This window comes from Streptomyces sp. NPDC059668 (genome assembly GCF_042734135.1).
Lineage (GTDB): Bacteria > Actinomycetota > Actinomycetes > Streptomycetales > Streptomycetaceae > Streptomyces.
Genome location: NZ_JBHWEL010000030.1, coordinates 14,878 through 33,800, shown reverse-complemented (window position 1 = coordinate 33,800; position 18,923 = coordinate 14,878). Strand labels below are relative to the sequence as shown.

The window sequence follows — 18,923 nt, the reverse complement described above, 5'->3', positions numbered from 1 at the left end:
TCCAGGGTATCCGGCCCGGTGCGGTGGGGTCTCCACCGCGTTCGTACGAGACCGGTGGCGGCCCCGGCGCCGGTCATCCCCGCAGCATCTCCTCCAGCCCACGGGCCACGGTGGCCGCCTCCGCCCCCGGCAGTGGCGCGCCCTCGGGTCCGGTCACGTAGAAGGCGTCCACGGCGTTGGCGCCGAGTGTGGAGACGTGCATGCTGCGCACCCGTACGCTCGCGTCCTCCAGGGCGCGGCCGATGCGGTGGAGCAGGCCGGGGGCGTCGTGCGCGCGGACCTCGATGACCGTGGCGTGCCGGGAGGCCGCCGGGGCGACCGTGACCCGGGGCGGTGGCGCGATGGTCCCGCGGCGCCGCGGATAGGCGGCGTCGCGTTCGGCGAGCCGGGCGGCGATGTCCAGGGAACCGTCCAGGGCGCGGACGAGGTCGGCGCGCAGCCGGGCGGCCTGCGGGAGGGAGCCGTACTCGGCGGCGACCCGCCAGTTGAGCAGCAGCACCGAGCCCCGCACGCCGTCGGGCAGGTCGAACGCGCGCAGTTCGGCCGTGCGGACGGTCAGGCGGTGCATCGCGAGGACGCCCGCCACCGCGGGCAGCACCCCGGGCTGGTCGGGGACGGCGATCAGCAGCTCCACGCCGAGGGGTTCCGGATCTCCGGAGGGCTCCTCCTCGGTGGGCGGTTCGGTCTGCGCGCGCAGGGCCAGGACCGGGCCGCCGGTGCGGAAGGCCTCGATGGCCAGGCGTTCCTGCTCGGCCGTGGGGGCCGCCGCCTCGGGCTCCTCGGGGGCGTCTCCGGCGAGCACGGCGGCGACCCGCTTGACCAGGTCGGTGACGAGGGAGCCGCGCCAGGAGGACCAGGCGGCGGGGCCGGTGGCCAGCGCGTCCGCCTCGGTGAGCGCGTGCAGCAGTTCGAGGGTGCCCTGCGAGCCGACGGCGTCGGCGACCGAGCGGACGGTCGCCGGGTCCTCCAGGTCGCGGCGGGTCGCCGTGTCGATGAGCAGCAGGTGGTGGCGTACGAGGGTGGCGAGCACGGCCACGTCCGCGCGGTCGAAGCCGATCCGGGTGGCCACGTCGCGGGCGATGATCTCGCCCGCGACGGAGTGGTCGCCGGGCCAGCCCTTGCCGATGTCGTGCAGCAGGGAGGCGACGAGGAGGAGGTCGGGGCGGCCCACCCGGCGGGTCAGCTCGGAGGCGCGGACGGCCGTCTCGATGAGGTGGCGGTCGACGGTCCAGATGTGCACAGCGTTGCGCTGCGGCCGGCAGCGCACCCGTTCCCAGTCGGGCAGCAGCTGGGTGATCAGTCCCTCGGCCTCCAGCGCCTCCCAGACCTCGACGGTGGGGCGCCCGGAACCGAGCAGGGTGACGAGCTGTTCCCGCGCCTCGGCGGGCCAGGGCGTGGGCAGCGGGCGGGCTACGGCGGCCATGCGCCGCACGGCGTGCAGGGACAGCGGGAGTCCCGACTGCGCGGCGGCGGCCGCGGCGCGGAGCGGGAGCACGGGGTCGCGCTCGGGTCGCGCGGCGCGGGCGAGCACCACCTCGCCGTCCATCTCGACGACCCCCTCGGCGAGGGGTGAGCGTTCGGCGGCGGGCTTGGGGCCGCCGCCGAGCATGGCGCGCAGCCGGGGCCGTACGGCGCGCGACTTGAGGACGCGCCCGACCTCGCGCCAGGTGACGTCGCTGGCGTACGAGACGACCCGCGCGGCCTCGTAGACCTGGCGCAGCAGGGTGTCGGCGTCCAGCAGTCCCAGTTCCGCGGCGACCTGGTCCTGTTCCTGGAGCGCGAGCCGGTCGGTGGCGCGTCCGGTGGTCAGGTGCAGCGCGTCGCGTACGTCGAGCAGGCGCCGCCGGGCGTCGGCGAGGCCCTCGCGGGGCGCGTCGGCCAGCCAGGAGGCGGCGACGGCGCGCAGGGCGGTGGCGTCGCGGAGTCCGCCGCGGGCCTCCTTGAGGTCCGGTTCCAGCAGGTACTGCAGCTCGCCCTGGCGCTCGGCCCGTTCGGCGCAGAGTTCCTGGAGCTCGGGGAGGCGTTTGGGTGCCTGGTTGCGCCAGTCGGCGAGGACGGCTGTACGCAGGGAGGCGGTGAGGCCGAGGTCGCCGGCGATGTGGCGCGCGTCGAGCAGTCCCAGTTGCACCTTGAGGTCGTCGCCGGCGGTCTTGCGGGCTTCGCCGGGTGTGCGGACCGAGTGGTCGAGCGCGAGGCCGAGGTCCCAGACGGGGTACCAGATGCGGTCGGCGAGAGCGGCGACCGTGCCGGAGTCGCTGCCGTCGTGCAGGAGCAGCAGATCGAGGTCGCTGCGCGGGGAGAGTTCACCGCGTCCGTAGCCGCCGACGGCGACGAGCGAGACCCCGCGCAGGCCCTCCCGTCGTCCGCCACCGCTCTTCTGGGAGGGCCGCGCCGTGTCCCGGCCGTCCCCGTCGTCCGCGCCGGTGCCGCCGTCGCCGCCGTCCTTGCCGTTCCTGCCGCCCTGGGTGCCCGCTCCGAAGAGGCCGGTCAGCCATTCGTCCGTCAGTTCGGCGAGGGCGGCACGGCGCGGCGGCCCGGACCGCGCCCCCTCCTGGAGGAGGCGCAGCCGGGCCGCCGCGTAGCCGCTGGGTCCCGAGTCCTCTGCATCCGTACGCATGTCCGTACTCGTCACCCAGCGACTCCTGTTCTGTTCTTCCGCTTAGAGCGCGTCCGGGCCGCGCTCGCCGGTCCGGACCCGGACGGCCGTCTCGACCGGGATGGACCACACCTTGCCGTCACCGATCTTGCCCGTGCGGGCCGCCTTCACCACGACGTCGATGAGCTGCTCGGCGTCGTCGTCCTCGGCCAGCACCTCTATGCGGATCTTGGGGACCAGGTCGACGGTGTACTCGGCACCACGGTAGACCTCGGTGTGTCCGCGCTGGCGGCCGTAGCCGCTGGCCTCGGTGACCGTCAGGCCGTGCACCCCGAAGGCCTGCAGGGCCTCCTTGATCTCGTCGAGCCGGTGGGGCTTCACGACGGCGGTGATGAGCTTCATGCGTCCACCTTCTTGCTCTGCGTACCCGCGAGGGCGGAGACCGAGCCGCCGACGATGCCGCCGCCCGCTCCGCTGAAGTCGTATGCGGTCTCGGCGTGCTCGGCCTGGTCGATGCCCGCGATCTCCTCGTCCTCGCTCACCCGCATGCCCATCGTCCTGTCGATGAGGAAGGCGAGGATCGCGGAGACGACGAGGGAGTAGCCGAGGACGGCGAAGACGCCGGCGCACTGCTTCCAGAACTGGGTGAGGCCGCCGCCGTAGAAGAGGCCCTCGACGGTGGACTGGCCCTTGCCGCTGGCGAAGAAGCCGATCAGAAGGGAGCCGATGACACCGCCGACGAGGTGCACGCCGACCACGTCGAGGGAGTCGTCGTAGCCGAACTTGTACTTCAGGCCGACGGCCATGGCGCAGACCACACCGGCGATGGCGCCGACGGCGATCGCGCCGAGCGGGGAGACCGCGCCGCCGGACGGGGTGATGGCGACCAGACCGGCGACCGCGCCGGAGGCGGCGCCCAGCGTGGTGAACGCGCCGTGGCGGATCTTCTCGTAGATGAGCCAGGCCAGCATGGCGGCGGCGGTGGCGACCTGCGTGTTGACGAACATCAGCGCGCCGACGCCGTCGTCGTTGCCGAGCCACGAGCCGGCGTTGAACCCGAACCAGCCGAACCACAGCAGACCGGAGCCGAGCATCACCAGCGGGAGGCTGTGCGGGCGCATCGGGTCCTTCTTGAAGCCGACGCGCTTGCCGATGACGAGGATCACGCCGAGCGCCGCGGCACCCGCGTTGATGTGGACCGCCGTACCGCCCGCGAAGTCGATCACGCCGAGGTCGAACGCCCAGCCGCCGGTGCCCCAGACCCAGTGGGCGACCGGGAAGTAGACGACCGTGGCCCACAGCGTGATGAACAGCGACCACGCCGTGAACTTCACCCGGTCCGCCAGCGCACCGCTTATCAGCGCGGGCGTGATGATGGCGAACATCAGCTGGAAGACCATGAAGACGAAGATCGGAATGGTGTATCCGGGCCACAGTTCCGTCAGGCCGACGTTGCTGAGGCCGACCCAGTCCGAGGTCCAGCCGATGAAGGAGCCCTTGTCCGTGCCGAAGGCGAGGGAGAAGCCGTACAGGACCCACAGGATCGTGATGATCCCCATGCTGATGAAGCTCATCATCAGCATGTTCAGGGTGCTCTTGACCCGGACCATGCCTCCGTAGAAGAAGGCCAGGCCGGGGGTCATGATCAGCACCAGGGCGGAACAGATGAGCATGAACCCGGTGTTGGCGGCCGAGAGCTTGGGAGCTTCTGCGGCTAGCGTGATGGCTGGTGCCATCGGCGTCTCCTCGTCGTTGGTACGGCCCCGTGCGGGCGAAGCCTGAGCGGTCATGAGGGGTGGGCCGGTTATGCGCCATGAGATTGACGCAGCGCGGTTTCCGTCGACGCCCCTCGATGTTTCGCCGCAGTGACGAAGGCGTCTCGTGTGTTACGCGTGCATGAACTGCCCGATACCGGGCGGAGCGATCGTTATTGTTGCGCAACCTTCCCCGGATACGAAGAAACCGGCCACGGTCGGTCGTCCGATGACCTGGCATGGGGGAGCCGAGTCGGGCAGTTCGGGACGGCCGGCCGTGGCCGGGGTACTGGGATCGGGCCGCTTGCGCGGCCTGGGCTCAGACCGCCTCGGCGGTCTCCGGCAGATCGACGGCGAGCTGCTCGGCGAGGTCCACGACCTCCGCGAGTTCACCGAAGTCACGGACGGCCGTGTCGACCGTCTTTCGGATACGAGTGTTGACGCGCTCCGAGCGCACTTTCCTGGCGACCGCCATCGCGTCCTTGGCCAATACCGCACTCTGCTCGGGCTCGCGCCGCAGCAGGTGCACGGTGGCCATGCCGATGAGGTTGAGTGCGTACGAACGCTGGTGTTCGCTGTCCTTGGCGAAGAGGTCGACGGCCTTCTGCATCAGGGGCTCGGAGAGCGAGGCGTAGGTGGGGCTGCGGCCCGCGACGTAGGCGAGGTCGCGGTAGGAGTGCGAGTTCTCGCCGTGCAGCTCGGCCTGCGAGAAGAAGCGGATCCAGTCGGGATCGGGGTCGTCCCAGTCGTGGACGTCCTCGAAGCTGTCCTCGGCCATCCGGACGGCACGCTTGCACTTTCCCGGCTGTCCCATGTTGGCGTAGGCGCGGGCCTCCATCGCATACAGCATGGACTGGGTGCGCGGGCTCGCGCAGTCCCGGCTCCCGTACTGCGCGAGGTGGATCAGTTCCAGGGCGTCGTCGGGCCGGCCGAGGTGGATCATCTGGCGGCTCATGCTGGAGAGGATGTACGAGCCCAGCGGTTTGTCGCCGGCCTCCTTGGAGGCGTGCAGGGCGAGCACGAAGTACTTCTGCGCGGTGGGCTGGAGACCCACGTCGTAGCTCATCCAGCCCGCCAGCTCGGCCAGCTCGGCGGCGACCTTGAACAGACGGCGGCTGGTCGCGGCGGGCTGCGGCTCCTGGAGCAGGTCGGTCACCTCGCGCAGCTGGCCGACGACGGCCTTGCGCCGCAGACCGCCGCCGCACTGGGCGTCCCACTGGCGGAACATCACGGTGGTGGACTCCAGGAGGTCCAGCTCCGGTGCGGAGAGCCGGCCGGCGCGGCGGGCGGCGGACGGGTGCTCGGGCTCCTCCGGGGGCGGCGTGGGGGTGGGCACCAGCCAGCGCTGCATCGGCTCGATGAGGGACGGTCCGGCGGAGAGGGCCAGCGAGCTGCCGAGGAAGCCGCGGCGCGCGAGCATCAGGTCGCTGCGTGAGTACTCGCTGATCAGCGCGACGGTCTGCGGGCCGGTCCAGGGCAGGTCGACACCCGACACGGAAGGTGACTGGTGGGCGGCGCGCAGCCCGAGGTCCTCGACGGCGACGACACAGCCGAACCGCTCGGAGAACAGCTCGGACAGGATCCGCGGGATCGGCTCGCGCGGGTTCTCGCCGTCCAGCCAGCGGCGCACCCGCGAGGTGTCCGTGGAGATGTGACTGGCCCCCAGTTGACGGGCCCTGCGGTTCACTTGACGCGCCAGCTCGCCCTTCGACCAGCCGCTGCGCACGAACCACGAGCCCAACAGCTCATTCGGGCGCTTGTCAGCGTTCACACCGCTTCCGCCGTTGCCGCCCACTGGAACGCCCCCATCCCTGAGACCACTTGTACGCTGCGTGCGCCAAGCCCTATCAGAATGCCGGTAAATACGGCCGCACGTCCGGTGGTTCTCACCCTTCGAACGGGAAGCCGAGTTGCCTCCGGCATACCCACGAGTGCATTCGTCCCCAGGACTCGTGCACTCAAAGTAATCCTACGATCACCCGTCCAGCCATGGCGATCCGTGAAACGCCACCTTTCGCCACCCCTTCGAATGAACTCCGGATCGCCAGTACGCGATTCACTTGACATAGGACAGCCAGAAGTGGGCGTAGCGATGCATGCGGGGGCGCACACAGCGGAACGCACCCCTCGGAGCACTCCCGCGCGCCGTCAGGGCCGCGGGGGCAGCCGGGGCATGGGCACAGACATGGGCACGGGCACAGGCGCGGGCACAGTGAGTAACGGATCGCATCCGGGTCGTAACCGCGGGTGCGTCTGACCCGTTGGAGGGGGCATGGGCTTCACGATCGGCAGCAGCCGGGGGATTCGCGAGATCCGGCCCGGCTCCCGCCGCCGCGGCCGCTCGTCGGAGTGCACCGCGGTGGCCGAGTTCACCGGACTGTGGGGATGGGACGTGGTGCCCGGCGCCCGGGCCGCCGCGGGGGCGTGTTCGTGCGGAAGGGCCGGCTGCTCTGCGCCGGGGGCGCATCCGCTGGACTTCGCTCCGGTGATCCCGGCGGGCGCGACGCTCGACGAGGTGTCCGAGGCCTGGTCCGAGTTCCCGGGTGCCGCGATGATGCTGCCGGTCGGCCGCGCCTTCGACGTGATCGAGGTCGCCGAGCCCGCCGGCCGGCGGGCGCTGGTCAGGCTGGAGCGGATGGGCCTGCCCACCGGTCCCGTGACCGCCACCCCGGACGGCCGCGCCCACTTCTTCGTCGCCCCCGGCGCGGCGGCCGAGCTTCCCGAGCTGCTCTACCGGATGGGCTGGGACGACGCGTCCCTCGACCTGCACGGCCTGGGCCCGGGCGCGTTCGTCACGGCCCCGCCCTCGGACCGCGCCGGCCTCGGCCCGGTCCGCTGGCTGCGCTCCCCCGCCCTGGACTCGGCGACCCGGCCGCCGCAGGCGCGGCTGCTGCTGGGGACGCTGGCCTACGTGGCGCACCGCTCGCGGGCGTGACGACGGCCCGCGCGGCCGGTACGACGAAGCGCCCGTTCCCGTCTCACGGCGGGGGAACGGGCGCTTTTCCGTGCGACTAAGCCGGGATCACTCACCGATGAGCGCGTCCACGAACGCGGCGGGCTCGAACGGCGCCAGGTCGTCCGCGCCCTCGCCCAGACCCACCAGCTTGACCGGCACGCCCAGCTCGCGCTGGACCGCGATCACGATGCCGCCCTTGGCGGTGCCGTCCAGCTTGGTCAGCACGATGCCGGTGATGTCGACGACCTCGGCGAAGACCCGCGCCTGGATGAGACCGTTCTGGCCGGTCGTGGCGTCGAGGACGAGCAGTACCTCGTCGAGCGGCGCGTGCTTCTCGACGACGCGCTTGACCTTGCCGAGCTCGTCCATGAGGCCGGTCTTGGTGTGCAGGCGCCCGGCGGTGTCGATGAGGACGACGTCCGCGCCCTCCTCGATGCCCTCCTTGACCGCGTCGAAGGCGATCGAGGCGGGGTCGCCGCCCTCGGGGCCGCGCACGGTGCGGGCGCCGACGCGCTCGCCCCAGGTCTGGAGCTGGTCGGCGGCGGCGGCGCGGAAGGTGTCGGCTGCGCCGAGCACCACGTTCTTGCCGTCGGCGACGAGCACGCGGGCGAGCTTGCCGGTGGTGGTGGTCTTCCCGGTGCCGTTGACACCGACGACCATCACGATGCCCGGGGTGTCGAGGTTGGAGTCGGTCCTGACGGTCCGGTCGAACTCGGGGACGAGGATCTGGAGGAGTTCCTCGCGCAGCAGTGCGCGCAGTTCGTCGGGCGTGCGGGTGCCGAGCACCTTCACCCGCTCACGCAGCCGTTCGACCAGGTCCTGGGTGGGCTGCACGCCGACGTCCGCGGTCAGGAGCGTGTCCTCGATCTCCTCCCAGGTGTCCTCGTCGAGGTGCTCGCGCGACAGGAGCGTGAGCAGCCCCTTGCCGAGGGCGTTCTGCGAGCGGGAGAGCCGGCCGCGCAGCCGCACCAGGCGTCCGGCGGTGGGTTCCGGGATCTCGATCGAGGGCGCCTCGATGACGGGCGCGGGTTCCTCGACGGCGACGCCGGACGGCGACGAGCCGTCCGGAAGGTCCACCTCCTCTATCGTCCGGCGCGCTTCGTCGCGCGGGGTCTCGGCCTCGTCGCCGAGGTGCGGTTCGGCGGGAGGGGCGGTGATGTCGGGCGTGGTGGGGGGCGCCGGGGGCAGCGGCTTCCTGCGGCGACTGCCGATGACGAGCCCGCCGAGTGCGCCGATCACGACCACGGCGATGACTACAGCAAGGATGACGGTTTCCATAACGCCCCCAGTATCAGTCATCGCTCCCCGGGGAGGGAGATTCCCTTGCCGGGGAAGGAATCCGTGACCTCACAGCGGAACAAGAAGCGAGCAAAGACGACAAACCTACGTAATCTATGATCATTGCCCATGAGCACCACCGAGCACTCCGATGGCGCCCTCGAAACGCGTGGCATCGAGCCCGTGCCGAACTCCCGGCGGCACGCCAGGACCCGCGACCTCTTCCCCACCTGGGTGGCGGCCAACATCACCGTGCTGCTGCTGACCATGGGCGCCACGCTGGCCGTCACGTACGGGCTCGACCTCCGGCAGACCCTGGTGGTCGCCACCGCGGCGCCGGCCGTGTCGTACGGCCTGGTCGGACTGATCGGCATCGCGGGCAAGCGGGGCGGCGCGCCCGGCATGGCCCTGTCCCGTGCCGTCTTCGGCCAGCGCGGGAACCTCCTGCCCGGCTCATTGATCTGGGTCTCGCGCTGGGGCTGGGAGACGATCAACGCGGTGACCGGCGCCTACGCCCTGCTGACCGTCCTGGACATCGTCTTCGGCATCAGGAGCAACACGTTCCTGACGCTCGTCACACTGCTGCTCTTCGTGGTCGCGACGTTCGCGATCTCCGGCCTCGGCATCAACGCCGTGCACCGGTGCAACAAGTGGGCGGCCTACCTCTTCGCCGCCTTCTCCCTCGTCGTCCTCGGCCGTCTGGCCGCCAGGACCGACTGGCCCGAGGTCCTGCGGAGGCCGCCGGGACCGGCGCACCTGATGATCACGGGCATCGGCCTGATCGCGGCGGGCGGGATCAGCTGGGCGCCCTCGGCTCCGGACTTCACGCGCTATCTTCCGCGCCGTGCCTCGTCCGCGGCGATCGTGTGCTGCTCGCTCGGCGGCGCCGTCGTCGTCGTGCTCCCGCTGACCCTGATGGGCGCGGTCATGGCGGTCGCCACGCCGGACCTGGCCTCGGCCGCCGACCCGGTCTCGTTCCTCGGCGCCGTCCTGCCGCTGTGGATGGCGGTCCCCTACCTGCTGATCGCCCTGGTCGGCATGGTGCTGATCAACGCCATGTCGATGTACTCGGCGGGCTTCACCGCGCAGACCCTCGGCGTCAGGCTGGCACGCCCCTGGGCGGTCTGCGTCAACGCCGTCATCTCGCTGCTCCTCGGCGGCGTCCTGATGCTGGTCGCCCCCTCCTTCATCGGCTCGTTCCTCGCGTTCCTGACCCTGCTCGCGGTCACGTTCTCGGCCTGGGCCGGCGTCTTCGGCGCGGACATGCTGCGCCGCCCGGCCTACGACGCCGGCGCCCTGCTCGACACCACGCGCACCAGCGCCTACTGGTACCGGGGCGGCTTCAGCCCGGCCGCGGTCACGGCGTGGGCGGTCGGCCTCGGCTGCGGGCTGCTGTTCACCACGTCCGACTGGTTCACGGGCCCGCTGGCGACGGGCAACCCGGTCGGCGCGTACGGCCTCGGCTGGGCGGCGACGATGGTGACCTCCTTCCTCCTCTACGCCGTGCTGCCGAAACCCCCCGTGGCTCCCGGGGCGGAACCCGCCGAGGAGTGCGCGACTATGGCTGTCTGACGGTCCGTCAGCTACCGTCCTCCTCCACACACGAAGGGGGGCTCCCCATGCCCGTGACGGTCGTGCGCTTCAACCTCGTCGCCCCGGACGCGACCCCCGCGTCGCTGAGCGCCCGCTACCGGGCCGCGGTCGAGATGTCCGCCTACGCCGACGAGCACGGCGTCACCACCGTGCAGACCGAGGAACATCACGGCGTCGCCGACAACTGGCTGCCCTCGCCGTTCACCTTCGCGGGCGCGGTCCTCGGCGCGACCCGGCACCTCGCGGTCACCGTCTCGGCGATCATCGGCCCGCTGCACGATCCGCTGCGGCTCGCCGAGGACGTCGCCGTACTCGACCTGCTGAGCGGCGGCCGTCTGGTGACGGTGGCGGGCATCGGCTACCGGCCGGAGGAGTACGCCCTGTTCGACGTCGACTGGAAACGGCGCGGCCGGCTCCAGGACGAGCTGCTGGAGACGGTGCTGAAGGCGTGGACCGGCGAGGAGTTCACCTACCGGGGCCGGACCGTACGGGTCACCCCGCGCCCCTTCTCGGATCCGCATCCGCTGCTGCTGGTGGGCGGGTCCTCCCGGGCCGCCGCCCGGCGCGCCGCCCGGCTCGGGCTGCCGTTCTTCCCCAGCGCGCACCTTCCCGACCTGGAGGCCTACTACAAGGAGCGGCTGATCGAGTACGGCACCGAGGGCTGGACCATGATGCCCGCCGCCGAGACCCCGCTGCTGCACATCGCCGAGGACCCGGACCGGACGTGGGCCGCGTACGGCCGGCACTTCCTGCACGAGGCACGGACGTACGCCTCCTGGCAGTCCGGTGACATCCGGTCGGCGGTGAAGTCGGCGGCCACCACCGTCGAGGAGCTGCGTGCCGAGGGCGTGTACCGCATCCTGACGCCGGAGGCGTGTGCGGCCCAGGGCCTCGACCACCATGTGCTCCATCCGCTGTCCGGTGGGATGCCCGTCGAGGAGGGCTGGCGCAGCCTGCGCCTGTTCTGCGAAGACGTACTGCCCCGGCTCAGGGACCTGGAAGGCTGAGCCGGGGCAGTACGTCTCTCACGAGTACGAGGAGAGGGGCAGCGGGGACTTGGCCCTTCTCCCCGTGTCGGGGGGGTGCGGGCCTAGCCCATCTCCTCCAGGGCCTTGCCCTTGGTCTCCTTGACGTACTTGAGCACGAAGGGGATGGAGAGCGCGGCGAAGACCGTGTAGATCACGTAGGTCGCGGAGAGGTTCCAGTCGGCCAGCGACGGGAAGCTCGCGGTGATGGCCCAGTTGGCGATCCACTGCGCGGAGGCGGCCACGCCGAGGGCGGCGGCACGGATCCGGTTCGGGAACATCTCGCCGAGGAAGACCCAGACCACGACACCCCAGGAGAGGGCGAAGAAGAGGACGAAGACGTGCGCGGCGATCAGGGCGACCCAGCCCTGGGTGGCCGGCAGCTTGCCGCCCACCAGGTCGTAGGAGAACGCCCACGCCTCGAGGCCGAGGCCGATGACCATGCCCACGGAGCCGATGAGCGCGAGCGGCTTACGGCCGACCCGGTCGACGAAGATCATGGCGATCACGGTGCCGATGATGTTGATGATCGACGTGGTGAACGAGTAGAAGAACGACTGCGAGGGGTCGACGCCGACCGACTGCCACAGCGTCGAGGAGTAGTAGAACGCGACGTTGATGCCGACGAACTGCTGGAAGACCGACAGGCCGATGCCGACCCAGACGATCGGCTTGAAGAAGAAGCTGCCGCCGAGCAGGTCCTTGAAGCTCGACTTGTGCTCGCTCTTCATGGCGTGCTCGATCTCGGCGACGCGGGCGTTCAGGTCGATCCGGTCGCCCTCGACCTCCTTGAGCACCTCATGGGCGCGGTCGCGCCTGCCCACGGAGATCAGGAAGCGCGGCGACTCGGGGATCGCGAAGGAGAGCAGGCCGTACAGGACGGCCGGGATGACCATGACGCCGAGCATGACCTGCCAGGCCTCGAGGCCCATGAGCTTGCCGCGCTGGTCGCCGCCCGCGGCGTTCAGGATGCCCCAGTTGACCAGCTGCGAGATGGCGATGCCGATGACGATCGCGGCCTGCTGGAAGGAGCCGAGCCGGCCGCGGTAGGCCGCCGGGGAGACCTCGGCGATGTAGGCGGGGCCGATGACGGAGGCCATGCCGATGGCGAATCCGCCGATGATGCGCCACAGGGCGAGGTCCCACAGCGCGAACGGAAGCGCGGAACCGACGGCGCTGACCGTGAAGAGGACGGCGGAGATCTGCATGCAGCGGATACGGCCGATGCGGTCGGCTATCCGGCCCGCGGTGGCCGCGCCGATGGCGCAGCCGATCAGCGCGATGGCGATGACCTGCGCCAGCGCCGCGGAACCGATGTCGTAGCGGCCGCGGATCGCTTCGACGGCGCCGTTGATCACGGCGCTGTCGTAGCCGAAGAGGAAACCGCCCATCGCGGCCGCCGCCGCGATGAAGATGACGTGCCCGAGATGTTCGGGGTGAGCCGTCCCGGCTCCTGATTGGGGTGCCTGCGCAGTGCTGGTCACGTGTAACTCCTCGGGCCACCGGCCTCGCTGCCGGGGTGTGGGGGCAAGCCCTCCGGTGGTGGTTCCAGTGGCGCATAGCTTCACGCCACCCACCACCTGAAGGTAAAAGCAACGCAGCAGAGACTATGCCTTCAAGTATCGAAGTTAATAATCAGACTGCTGTGACTTTTCCCCGCTCCGGTGAGGCCATCGTGTTCAAGTCTTGAAGGCTTGAGGCTGACGTGGTCCGCCTACCCCGAGAACCGGGAGGCACTCCGCCCGCTCCGGCTCCGGCCGCCGGGCCGCCCCGGCCCTAGCGGAGCCGCTGGCTGATGACCTTCGACACACCGTCACCCTGCATGGAGACCCCGTACAGCGCGTCGGCGACCTCCATCGTGCGCTTCTGATGCGTGATCACGATCAGCTGGGAGGCCTCCTGGAGCTCCTGCATGATCCGGATCAGCCGCTGCAGATTGGTGTCGTCCAGCGCCGCCTCGACCTCGTCCATCACGTAGAACGGGCTGGGCCGCGCCTTGAAGATCGACACCAGGAGCGCCACGGCCGTGAGGGAACGCTCACCGCCGGAGAGCAGGGACAGCCGCTTCACCTTCTTGCCCGGGGGCCTCGCCTCGACATCCACACCCGTGGTGAGCATGTTGTCGGGATCGGTCAGGATCAGCCGCCCGTCACCCCCCGGGAAGAGTCGGCTGAAGACACCTTCGAACTCCCGTGCGGTGTCCCGGTACGCCTCGGTGAAGACCTGTTCGACCCGTTCGTCGACCTCCTTCACCACCTGGAGCAGATCGGCACGCGTCTTCTTCAGGTCCTCCAGCTGCTCGCTGAGGAACTTGTGACGCTCCTCCAGCGCGGCGAACTCCTCCAGGGCGAGCGGGTTGACCTTCCCCAGCTGCTGATAGGCCCGCTCGGCCGACTTGAGCCGTCGCTCCTGCTCCGCGCGGTGGAACTGCCGGGGCTGGTTGCGCGGGTGCTCGGGGTCCTCCGGCAGCTCCTCGCCCTCGGCGGCCAGCGAGGGCGGTACGAGCTGGTCAGGACCGTACTCCGCGACCAGCCCCGCCGGTTCGACGCCGAGCTCCTCCAGCGCCTTGGTCTCCAGCTGCTCCATACGCATCCGCTTCTCGGCGCCGAGCACCTCGCCGCGGTGGACCGAGTCCGTGAGCTTGTCCAGCTCCGCCTTGAGGTCGCGCCCCTCGCTCCGGACGGCCCCGAGCGCCTGCTCCTTGTACGTCCTGGCGTTCTCGGCGGCGCCCCGCTCCTCCTCGGCCCGGCCCAGTGAGACCTCGACGTGCGCGAGCAGTTGCCGGGCACCGGAGGCGACGGCCTCGGCGACCGCCGCTTCGTGCCGCAGCCGGGCCCGCCGCTGCTCCGCACGCGCGCGTGCCTCGCGTTCCGCACGCGCCGCCCGGTCGAGCCCCTCGGCCCGCCCCGCCAGCCCCTTCACCCGCTCCTCGTGCGTACGCACCTGGAGCCTGGCCTCCATCTCGGTCTGCCGCGCGTTGGCCCCGTCGGCGGCGAGCCGGTCCCGCACGGCGGTGTCGGGCTCCTCCTCCACGGGCATCTCCTCGGCGACGGCCAGCCGCTCGGCCAGCACCTCCGCCTCGTCCACCGCCCGGTCCAGCGCCTCCTGCGCCCGCGCGGCGGCGGCGGTGCTCCGCTCGGCCTCCCCGGCGGCGCCGCGCGCCTGCCCCGCCAGCCGCCCCAACTGCTGGGCCACGGACGACTTCTCCCGCTCGGCGGCCCGGCGCCGCTCCCCCAGTTCCTCGACGAGCGCGGCCCGCTCCTTGCGCCGCTCGGCGGCCCGGCGCTGCGCCTCGCCGAGGTCCTCGCAGCGCACGGCGAGTTCTTCGAGCTCGGCCGCCGCCTCGTCGACGGACGCCTGCACCTCCAGCAGGCTGGGCGCGCCGGCGGAGCCGCCGTGCGCGAAGTGTGCCCCGAGCAGGTCGCCCTCGGCGGTGACCGCGGTCAGCCCCGGCCGCGCGTAGACCAGGTCCTCGGCGTCCTCCAGGGTGCCGACCACGACGATCCCGCGCAGCAGCCGCCGTACGGCCGGCATGAGGTCCGCCGGGCCCCGGACGAGGTCCGCGGCGTGGAGAGGACCGGTGGGGTGGCCGGGCGCGGTCCCGGCGTTCCCGGCGCCGTCGCCGTGGTGCCGCGCGGGCTGCCCGGAGCCGGGGTGGCCGTCCGGCCGGTCCGGGCCGCCCGGTTCACCGGCGGGCACGTCCCGGCGCCCGGTCCCACGCGGCACGGCACCGTCCCCGGTCCCTGCTGCCGGCGTCTCCTCCGGTGCCCCCGCCAGCAGCAGCGCCGCCCGTCCGGCGTCCTGTTTGCGCAGCAGGCGGATGGCCTCGGCCGCCGAGGCGGGTGTGGTGACCGCGATGGCGTCCGCCGCCGTACCGAAGGCGGCCGCTAGGGCGACCTCGTACCCGGGGGTGACGGAGAGCAGTTCGGCGGCGGGGCCGAGGAGCCCCGTGAGCCGGTCCCGCGCCGCCAGCAGCGCCCCCGTACCGTCCTTGCGGCGCAGGCCGAGTGCCAGTGCCTCGTGACGGGCCTGGGTCGCGGCCCGCCTGCGTTCGGCCGCGGTGGCGGCCTCGCGGGCCTCGGTGAGGGCGGACTCCGCGTCGGTGAGCGCCCGTTTGGCCGCCTCGTGCCGCTCCGTCAGCTCGGCGTCGCCGGCGTCGAGGCCGTCGACCTCGGCCTTCAACTGCTCGTACTCCTCCTGCGCCGTGACCGCCCGTTCCTGGGCCTCGTCGCGGGCGGCGGCCAGCCGGTCGATCTCGGACTGGGCGGAGGCGGCCCGTGAACGCGCGGCGTTGACCTGTCCGTTGAGCCGGGCCAGGCCCTCACGCCGGTCGGCGATGGCCCGGGCCACGTCCTTGAGCCGGCGTTCCTCGACGGCGAGCTCGCGCTCCAGCTCGGCCCGGTGCGCGACCGTGTCCTCCAGGGCGTGCTCGGCGGCCTCCAGGGCCGCTTCGAGCTCGGCCTCCTGCTCGCGGATGCGCGCGGCCTCGCGCTCCATGTCCTCGGGATCACGCCCGCGCCGCTCCTCCGCGGGCGCCGAGGTGGCGCTCTTCACACGCGCGTCGGCCAGCGAGACCGTGCCGCGCACCCGCTCGGCGAGCTGCGACAGCTCGTACCAGGTCTGCTGCGCACGCTGGAGGCGGGGCGTGAGGCGGCGCACCTCCTCCTCCAGGAGCGCTTCGCGCTGGAGCGCCTTCTTCAGGTCGGCCTCGGCCGCGTCCTTGCGCTCCTTGAGCGCCGCCTCGTCCGCGATCTCCGTCTGGAGCGCCTGCCTGAGTCGTACGAGGTCGTCGGCGAGGAGGCGGAGCCGGGCGTCGCGCAGGTCGGCCTGGATGACGGCGGCGCGGCGGGCGACGGCGGCCTGTCTGCCGAGGGGCTTGAGCTGGCGGCGGAGTTCGTCGGTCAGGTCCTGGACCCGGGCGAGGTTCGCCCGCATCGCGTCGAGCTTCCGCAGCGCCTTCTCCTTGCGCTTGCGGTGCTTGAGGACGCCGGCCGCCTCCTCGATGAACGCGCGGCGGCCCATCGGGTCGGCGTGCAGGACGGAGTCGAGCTGTCCCTGCCCGACGATCACGTGCATCTCGCGGCCGATGCCGGAGTCGGACAGGAGTTCCTGGATGTCGAGGAGCCGGCAGGTGTCGCCGTTGATCTGGTACTCGCTGCCGCCGTTGCGGAACATGATCCGCGTGATGGTGACCTCGGCGTACTCGATGGGCAGCGCCCCGTCGGAGTTGTCGATGGTCAGGGACACCTCGGCGCGGCCCAGCGGGGGGCGGCCGGTGGTGCCGGCGAAGATGACGTCCTCCATCTTCCCGCCGCGCAGCGACTTGGCGCCCTGCTCGCCCATCACCCAGCTCAGGGCGTCCACGACGTTGGACTTGCCCGAGCCGTTGGGGCCCACGACGCAGGTGATGCCCGGCTCGAAGCGCAGCGTGGTCGCCGAGGCGAACGATTTGAACCCGCGCAGGGTCAGAGCCTTGAGGTGCACGCCGCCGGACTCTACCTTTCGGGCCGGTCTCACTCCATGAACCCGCGGTTTCACCCATGAACGTGCAGGGCACACCAGACGTACAAGAGCTTGAGGTACAGGCGGGGGAAAGAAGAAGGGACGCCGAAGAGGCGTCCCTTGCAAATCTGACAACTTAGCGGTTGATAGGGGCTGCCCAACCACTGCTGTCGTGATGCGGTGCAGTGATCAGGTGAGCGCAGGCTCCGCCTGGGGTACGTCGATGCTCTCGAGAAGCGAGTCGTGAGAAGCGGCAGCCGCGAGCGCGTCGTTCTCGGCCTGAATCCGTCCGAGCTCGGATTCGAGGTCCTGGACGCGCTGCTGGAGCCGTCGCATCTCGGCAATGAGTCGCGGGTCGGAACCGCCGACGTAACCGAGAAGCGCCTTTGCCATGATGGATGGTCCTCCACACTGAGTGACCGACCGAAGCGGTGTGGGTCGTGAGGGAATCGCACCCGCGATGCTTGGCACTTGCTAAATTCTTGCTGCGGTTCCACATGCCAAACAGCTAAGGTGCGCGGGGCTTTCAGCGTCTCACCAAAAAGTTTGACGGTCAACACGATCACGCCCCGTATCGGGGGGCAACCCGCTGTCGCGCGGCTCTGGGACGGCTGCGCTGCGACTCCTGCGGGGCCCTGGGGCTGTGGAGATCATCCTTATCCCGGAGCCTGCCACGACAAGCCGTTCTTGGCAACCACCAGGCGGTTTCCGCTCCCGGCGGGTGCCGGAGGCACGCGCCGGGGCTTCCGGCCGGGGCCTCGCGCCGGTCACCGTCACCGGATGGCGAAGTCGTCGTAGATCCCCCGGGGCGTGTCCCAGATCTCAGTGACTCCGTCCACCCTCCCGGGTGTGTCGTCCCCCTGGAGCCAGTCCAGCAGGCCCTCGCACGCGGACCTGGGGCCCTCCGCGACCACCTGGACCCGTCCGTCGTCCAGATTGAGAGCAAAACCACTCAGGCCGCCGATCTCCAGCGCCCTGGCACGGGTGAACCAGCGGAAACCGACACCCTGGACGCGCCCGCGTACCCACACGACCAGTCGTACAACCTCGTTCATGTGTGCACGCTAACCGGACAAAGTCTCTCCGGGCACTTCCTCCCCTCCCGCCATGCGGTACCGTCCCGGTCCAATGAGTCTCATATGAAACTCACTCTTTCGAGTGAGGGACGCTGACCGAAAGATCGAGGAAGGCCAGGAGATGGGACGCCACCGACGCTCCGCCGCCGGCCGCGCCGCCACAGGCCGCGCCACCGGGGTCACCGATACGAACGGACCCCTCACGGAAAGCTACGGGCCGGAGAACCTGTACGGCTACGCCGCCATCGCCGACCTCCCCAGCACGGCGGCCGCGCGCTCGCACCGCAAGCGGAAGGTGGCCACGCCCGTTCGCACGGGTCTGCTCGGCGTCTCGGCGGCCGTGGCCCTGGGCACCGTCGCCGTCGCGGCCGGAGTGGTGCCGGGCGCGGAGAACTACGCGCTCGGCGGTGGGGGCAACAAGTCCGACAACGTCCAGGCCGTCGGTTCCCCGTCCAGCCAGGAGACCCAGCAGGGCGGCACGTCGGGCAGCGCGGACAGCCGGGACGACCAGTCGACGAGCCGGGACGCCGACCGCGCCTCCTCCCCTTCCGCACCTCCCTCGACGTCGGCGGCCGCCGCGCCGACGGCGACGCCTTCCCAGGAACCGGTGACCACCGAGCCGGGCAAGACCGCCGAGCCCGCGGAGCCCTCTGCCCCGGTCTCCGAGGTCGCGAGGCCGAAGGCGCCGGCGGCCACCGCCCCGGTGGTGGTGTCGGCCGAGGCCGCCGCGCAGGCCGCGGTGCTCACGCTGGTCAACGAGGAGCGGGCCAAGGCCGGCTGCACCCCGGTCACGGCGAACGGCGCCCTGACGGATCTCGCCCAGTCCTTCAGCGAGGACATGGCCCTGCGCGACTTCTTCGACCACACCGACCCGACCGGCCTCAGCCCGTGGGACCGGGCGGCGAAGGCCGGCATCACCGCGCTCGGCGGCGAGAACATAGCCCGTGGCCAGGCGGACGCGGCGGCGGTCATGGACGCCTGGATGAACAGCGAGGGCCACCGCGCCAACATACTGAACTGCGACTTCAAGACCCTGGGCGTCGGTGTGCACTTCGGCGCCGGCGGTCCTTGGTGGACGCAGGACTTCGGCTACTGAGACAGCCGCGGGTCAGAGCCTCGGCGCACGCATTCCGTTGTCGCGTC

13 protein-coding genes are annotated in these 18,923 nt (G+C 71.4%); 4 read left to right on the top strand and 9 right to left on the bottom strand.

The window, feature by feature from the left end; genetic code table 11:
- Nucleotides 1–73: 73 nt before the first annotated feature.
- From ACFV2J_RS22150 to ACFV2J_RS22135, 4 genes are all read right to left on the bottom strand, one after another.
- Nucleotides 74–2,632, bottom strand: coding sequence for a [protein-PII] uridylyltransferase (locus tag ACFV2J_RS22150; protein WP_385440151.1), 2,559 nt, complete (start codon nucleotides 2,630–2,632; stop codon nucleotides 74–76).
- 27 nt (nucleotides 2,633–2,659) lie between these two features.
- Complete coding sequence (locus ACFV2J_RS22145) at nucleotides 2,660–2,998, bottom strand: P-II family nitrogen regulator (protein WP_054235369.1); 339 nt, start codon at nucleotides 2,996–2,998, stop codon at nucleotides 2,660–2,662.
- On the bottom strand, nucleotides 2,995–4,332 hold the full coding sequence (locus ACFV2J_RS22140; RefSeq protein ID WP_385083701.1) for an ammonium transporter: 1,338 nt from the start codon (nucleotides 4,330–4,332) through the stop codon (nucleotides 2,995–2,997). Before ACFV2J_RS22140 ends, ACFV2J_RS22145 begins: the two co-directional genes overlap by 4 nt.
- A gap of 337 nt (nucleotides 4,333–4,669) precedes the next feature.
- A complete protein-coding gene (locus ACFV2J_RS22135; RefSeq protein ID WP_385440148.1) occupies nucleotides 4,670–6,145 on the bottom strand; it encodes a hypothetical protein in 1,476 nt (491 codons plus the stop codon).
- A gap of 477 nt (nucleotides 6,146–6,622) precedes the next feature.
- On the opposite strand from ACFV2J_RS22135, the gene ACFV2J_RS22130 reads away from it, so the two are divergent.
- Entirely contained in the window at nucleotides 6,623–7,285 is a 663-nt protein-coding gene (locus tag ACFV2J_RS22130) for a bifunctional DNA primase/polymerase (RefSeq protein ID WP_385083699.1), read from the top strand.
- 87 nt (nucleotides 7,286–7,372) lie between these two features.
- Here ACFV2J_RS22130 and ftsY read toward each other — a convergent pair whose 3' ends face one another.
- Complete coding sequence (gene ftsY / locus ACFV2J_RS22125) at nucleotides 7,373–8,584, bottom strand: signal recognition particle-docking protein FtsY (RefSeq protein WP_385083698.1); 1,212 nt, start codon at nucleotides 8,582–8,584, stop codon at nucleotides 7,373–7,375.
- A gap of 129 nt (nucleotides 8,585–8,713) precedes the next feature.
- On the opposite strand from ftsY, the gene ACFV2J_RS22120 reads away from it, so the two are divergent.
- Together ACFV2J_RS22120 and ACFV2J_RS22115 are read left to right on the top strand one after the other, a co-directional pair.
- Nucleotides 8,714–10,156, top strand: coding sequence for a purine-cytosine permease family protein (locus tag ACFV2J_RS22120; protein WP_385083697.1), 1,443 nt, complete (start codon nucleotides 8,714–8,716; stop codon nucleotides 10,154–10,156).
- 47 nt (nucleotides 10,157–10,203) lie between these two features.
- The gene (locus ACFV2J_RS22115) at nucleotides 10,204–11,184 is read left to right on the top strand and encodes an LLM class flavin-dependent oxidoreductase (protein WP_385083696.1); all 981 of its coding nucleotides are present in this window, start codon (nucleotides 10,204–10,206) and stop codon (nucleotides 11,182–11,184) included.
- An 83-nt stretch (nucleotides 11,185–11,267) separates the two neighbouring features.
- Here the strand turns inward: ACFV2J_RS22115 and ACFV2J_RS22110 are convergent, their stop codons facing one another.
- From ACFV2J_RS22110 to ACFV2J_RS22095, 4 genes are all read right to left on the bottom strand, one after another.
- On the bottom strand, nucleotides 11,268–12,686 hold the full coding sequence (locus tag ACFV2J_RS22110) for a sugar porter family MFS transporter (protein ID WP_385083695.1): 1,419 nt from the start codon (nucleotides 12,684–12,686) through the stop codon (nucleotides 11,268–11,270).
- Between the two features lie 292 nt (nucleotides 12,687–12,978).
- Nucleotides 12,979–16,686 (bottom strand): AAA family ATPase, encoded by a 3,708-nt coding sequence (locus ACFV2J_RS22105; protein ID WP_385083694.1) that lies wholly within the window; start codon nucleotides 16,684–16,686, stop codon nucleotides 12,979–12,981.
- 207 nt (nucleotides 16,687–16,893) lie between these two features.
- A complete protein-coding gene (locus ACFV2J_RS22100; protein WP_107021972.1) occupies nucleotides 16,894–17,097 on the bottom strand; it encodes a hypothetical protein in 204 nt (67 codons plus the stop codon).
- 380 nt (nucleotides 17,098–17,477) lie between these two features.
- Nucleotides 17,478–17,759, bottom strand: a complete 282-nt coding sequence (locus tag ACFV2J_RS22095) for an acylphosphatase (protein ID WP_385083693.1) — start codon at nucleotides 17,757–17,759, stop codon at nucleotides 17,478–17,480.
- A gap of 142 nt (nucleotides 17,760–17,901) precedes the next feature.
- Here ACFV2J_RS22095 and ACFV2J_RS22090 point away from each other — a divergent pair, with 142 nt between their 5' ends.
- The gene (locus ACFV2J_RS22090) at nucleotides 17,902–18,876 is read left to right on the top strand and encodes a CAP domain-containing protein (protein WP_385083692.1); all 975 of its coding nucleotides are present in this window, start codon (nucleotides 17,902–17,904) and stop codon (nucleotides 18,874–18,876) included.
- Nucleotides 18,877–18,923 lie beyond the last annotated feature (47 nt).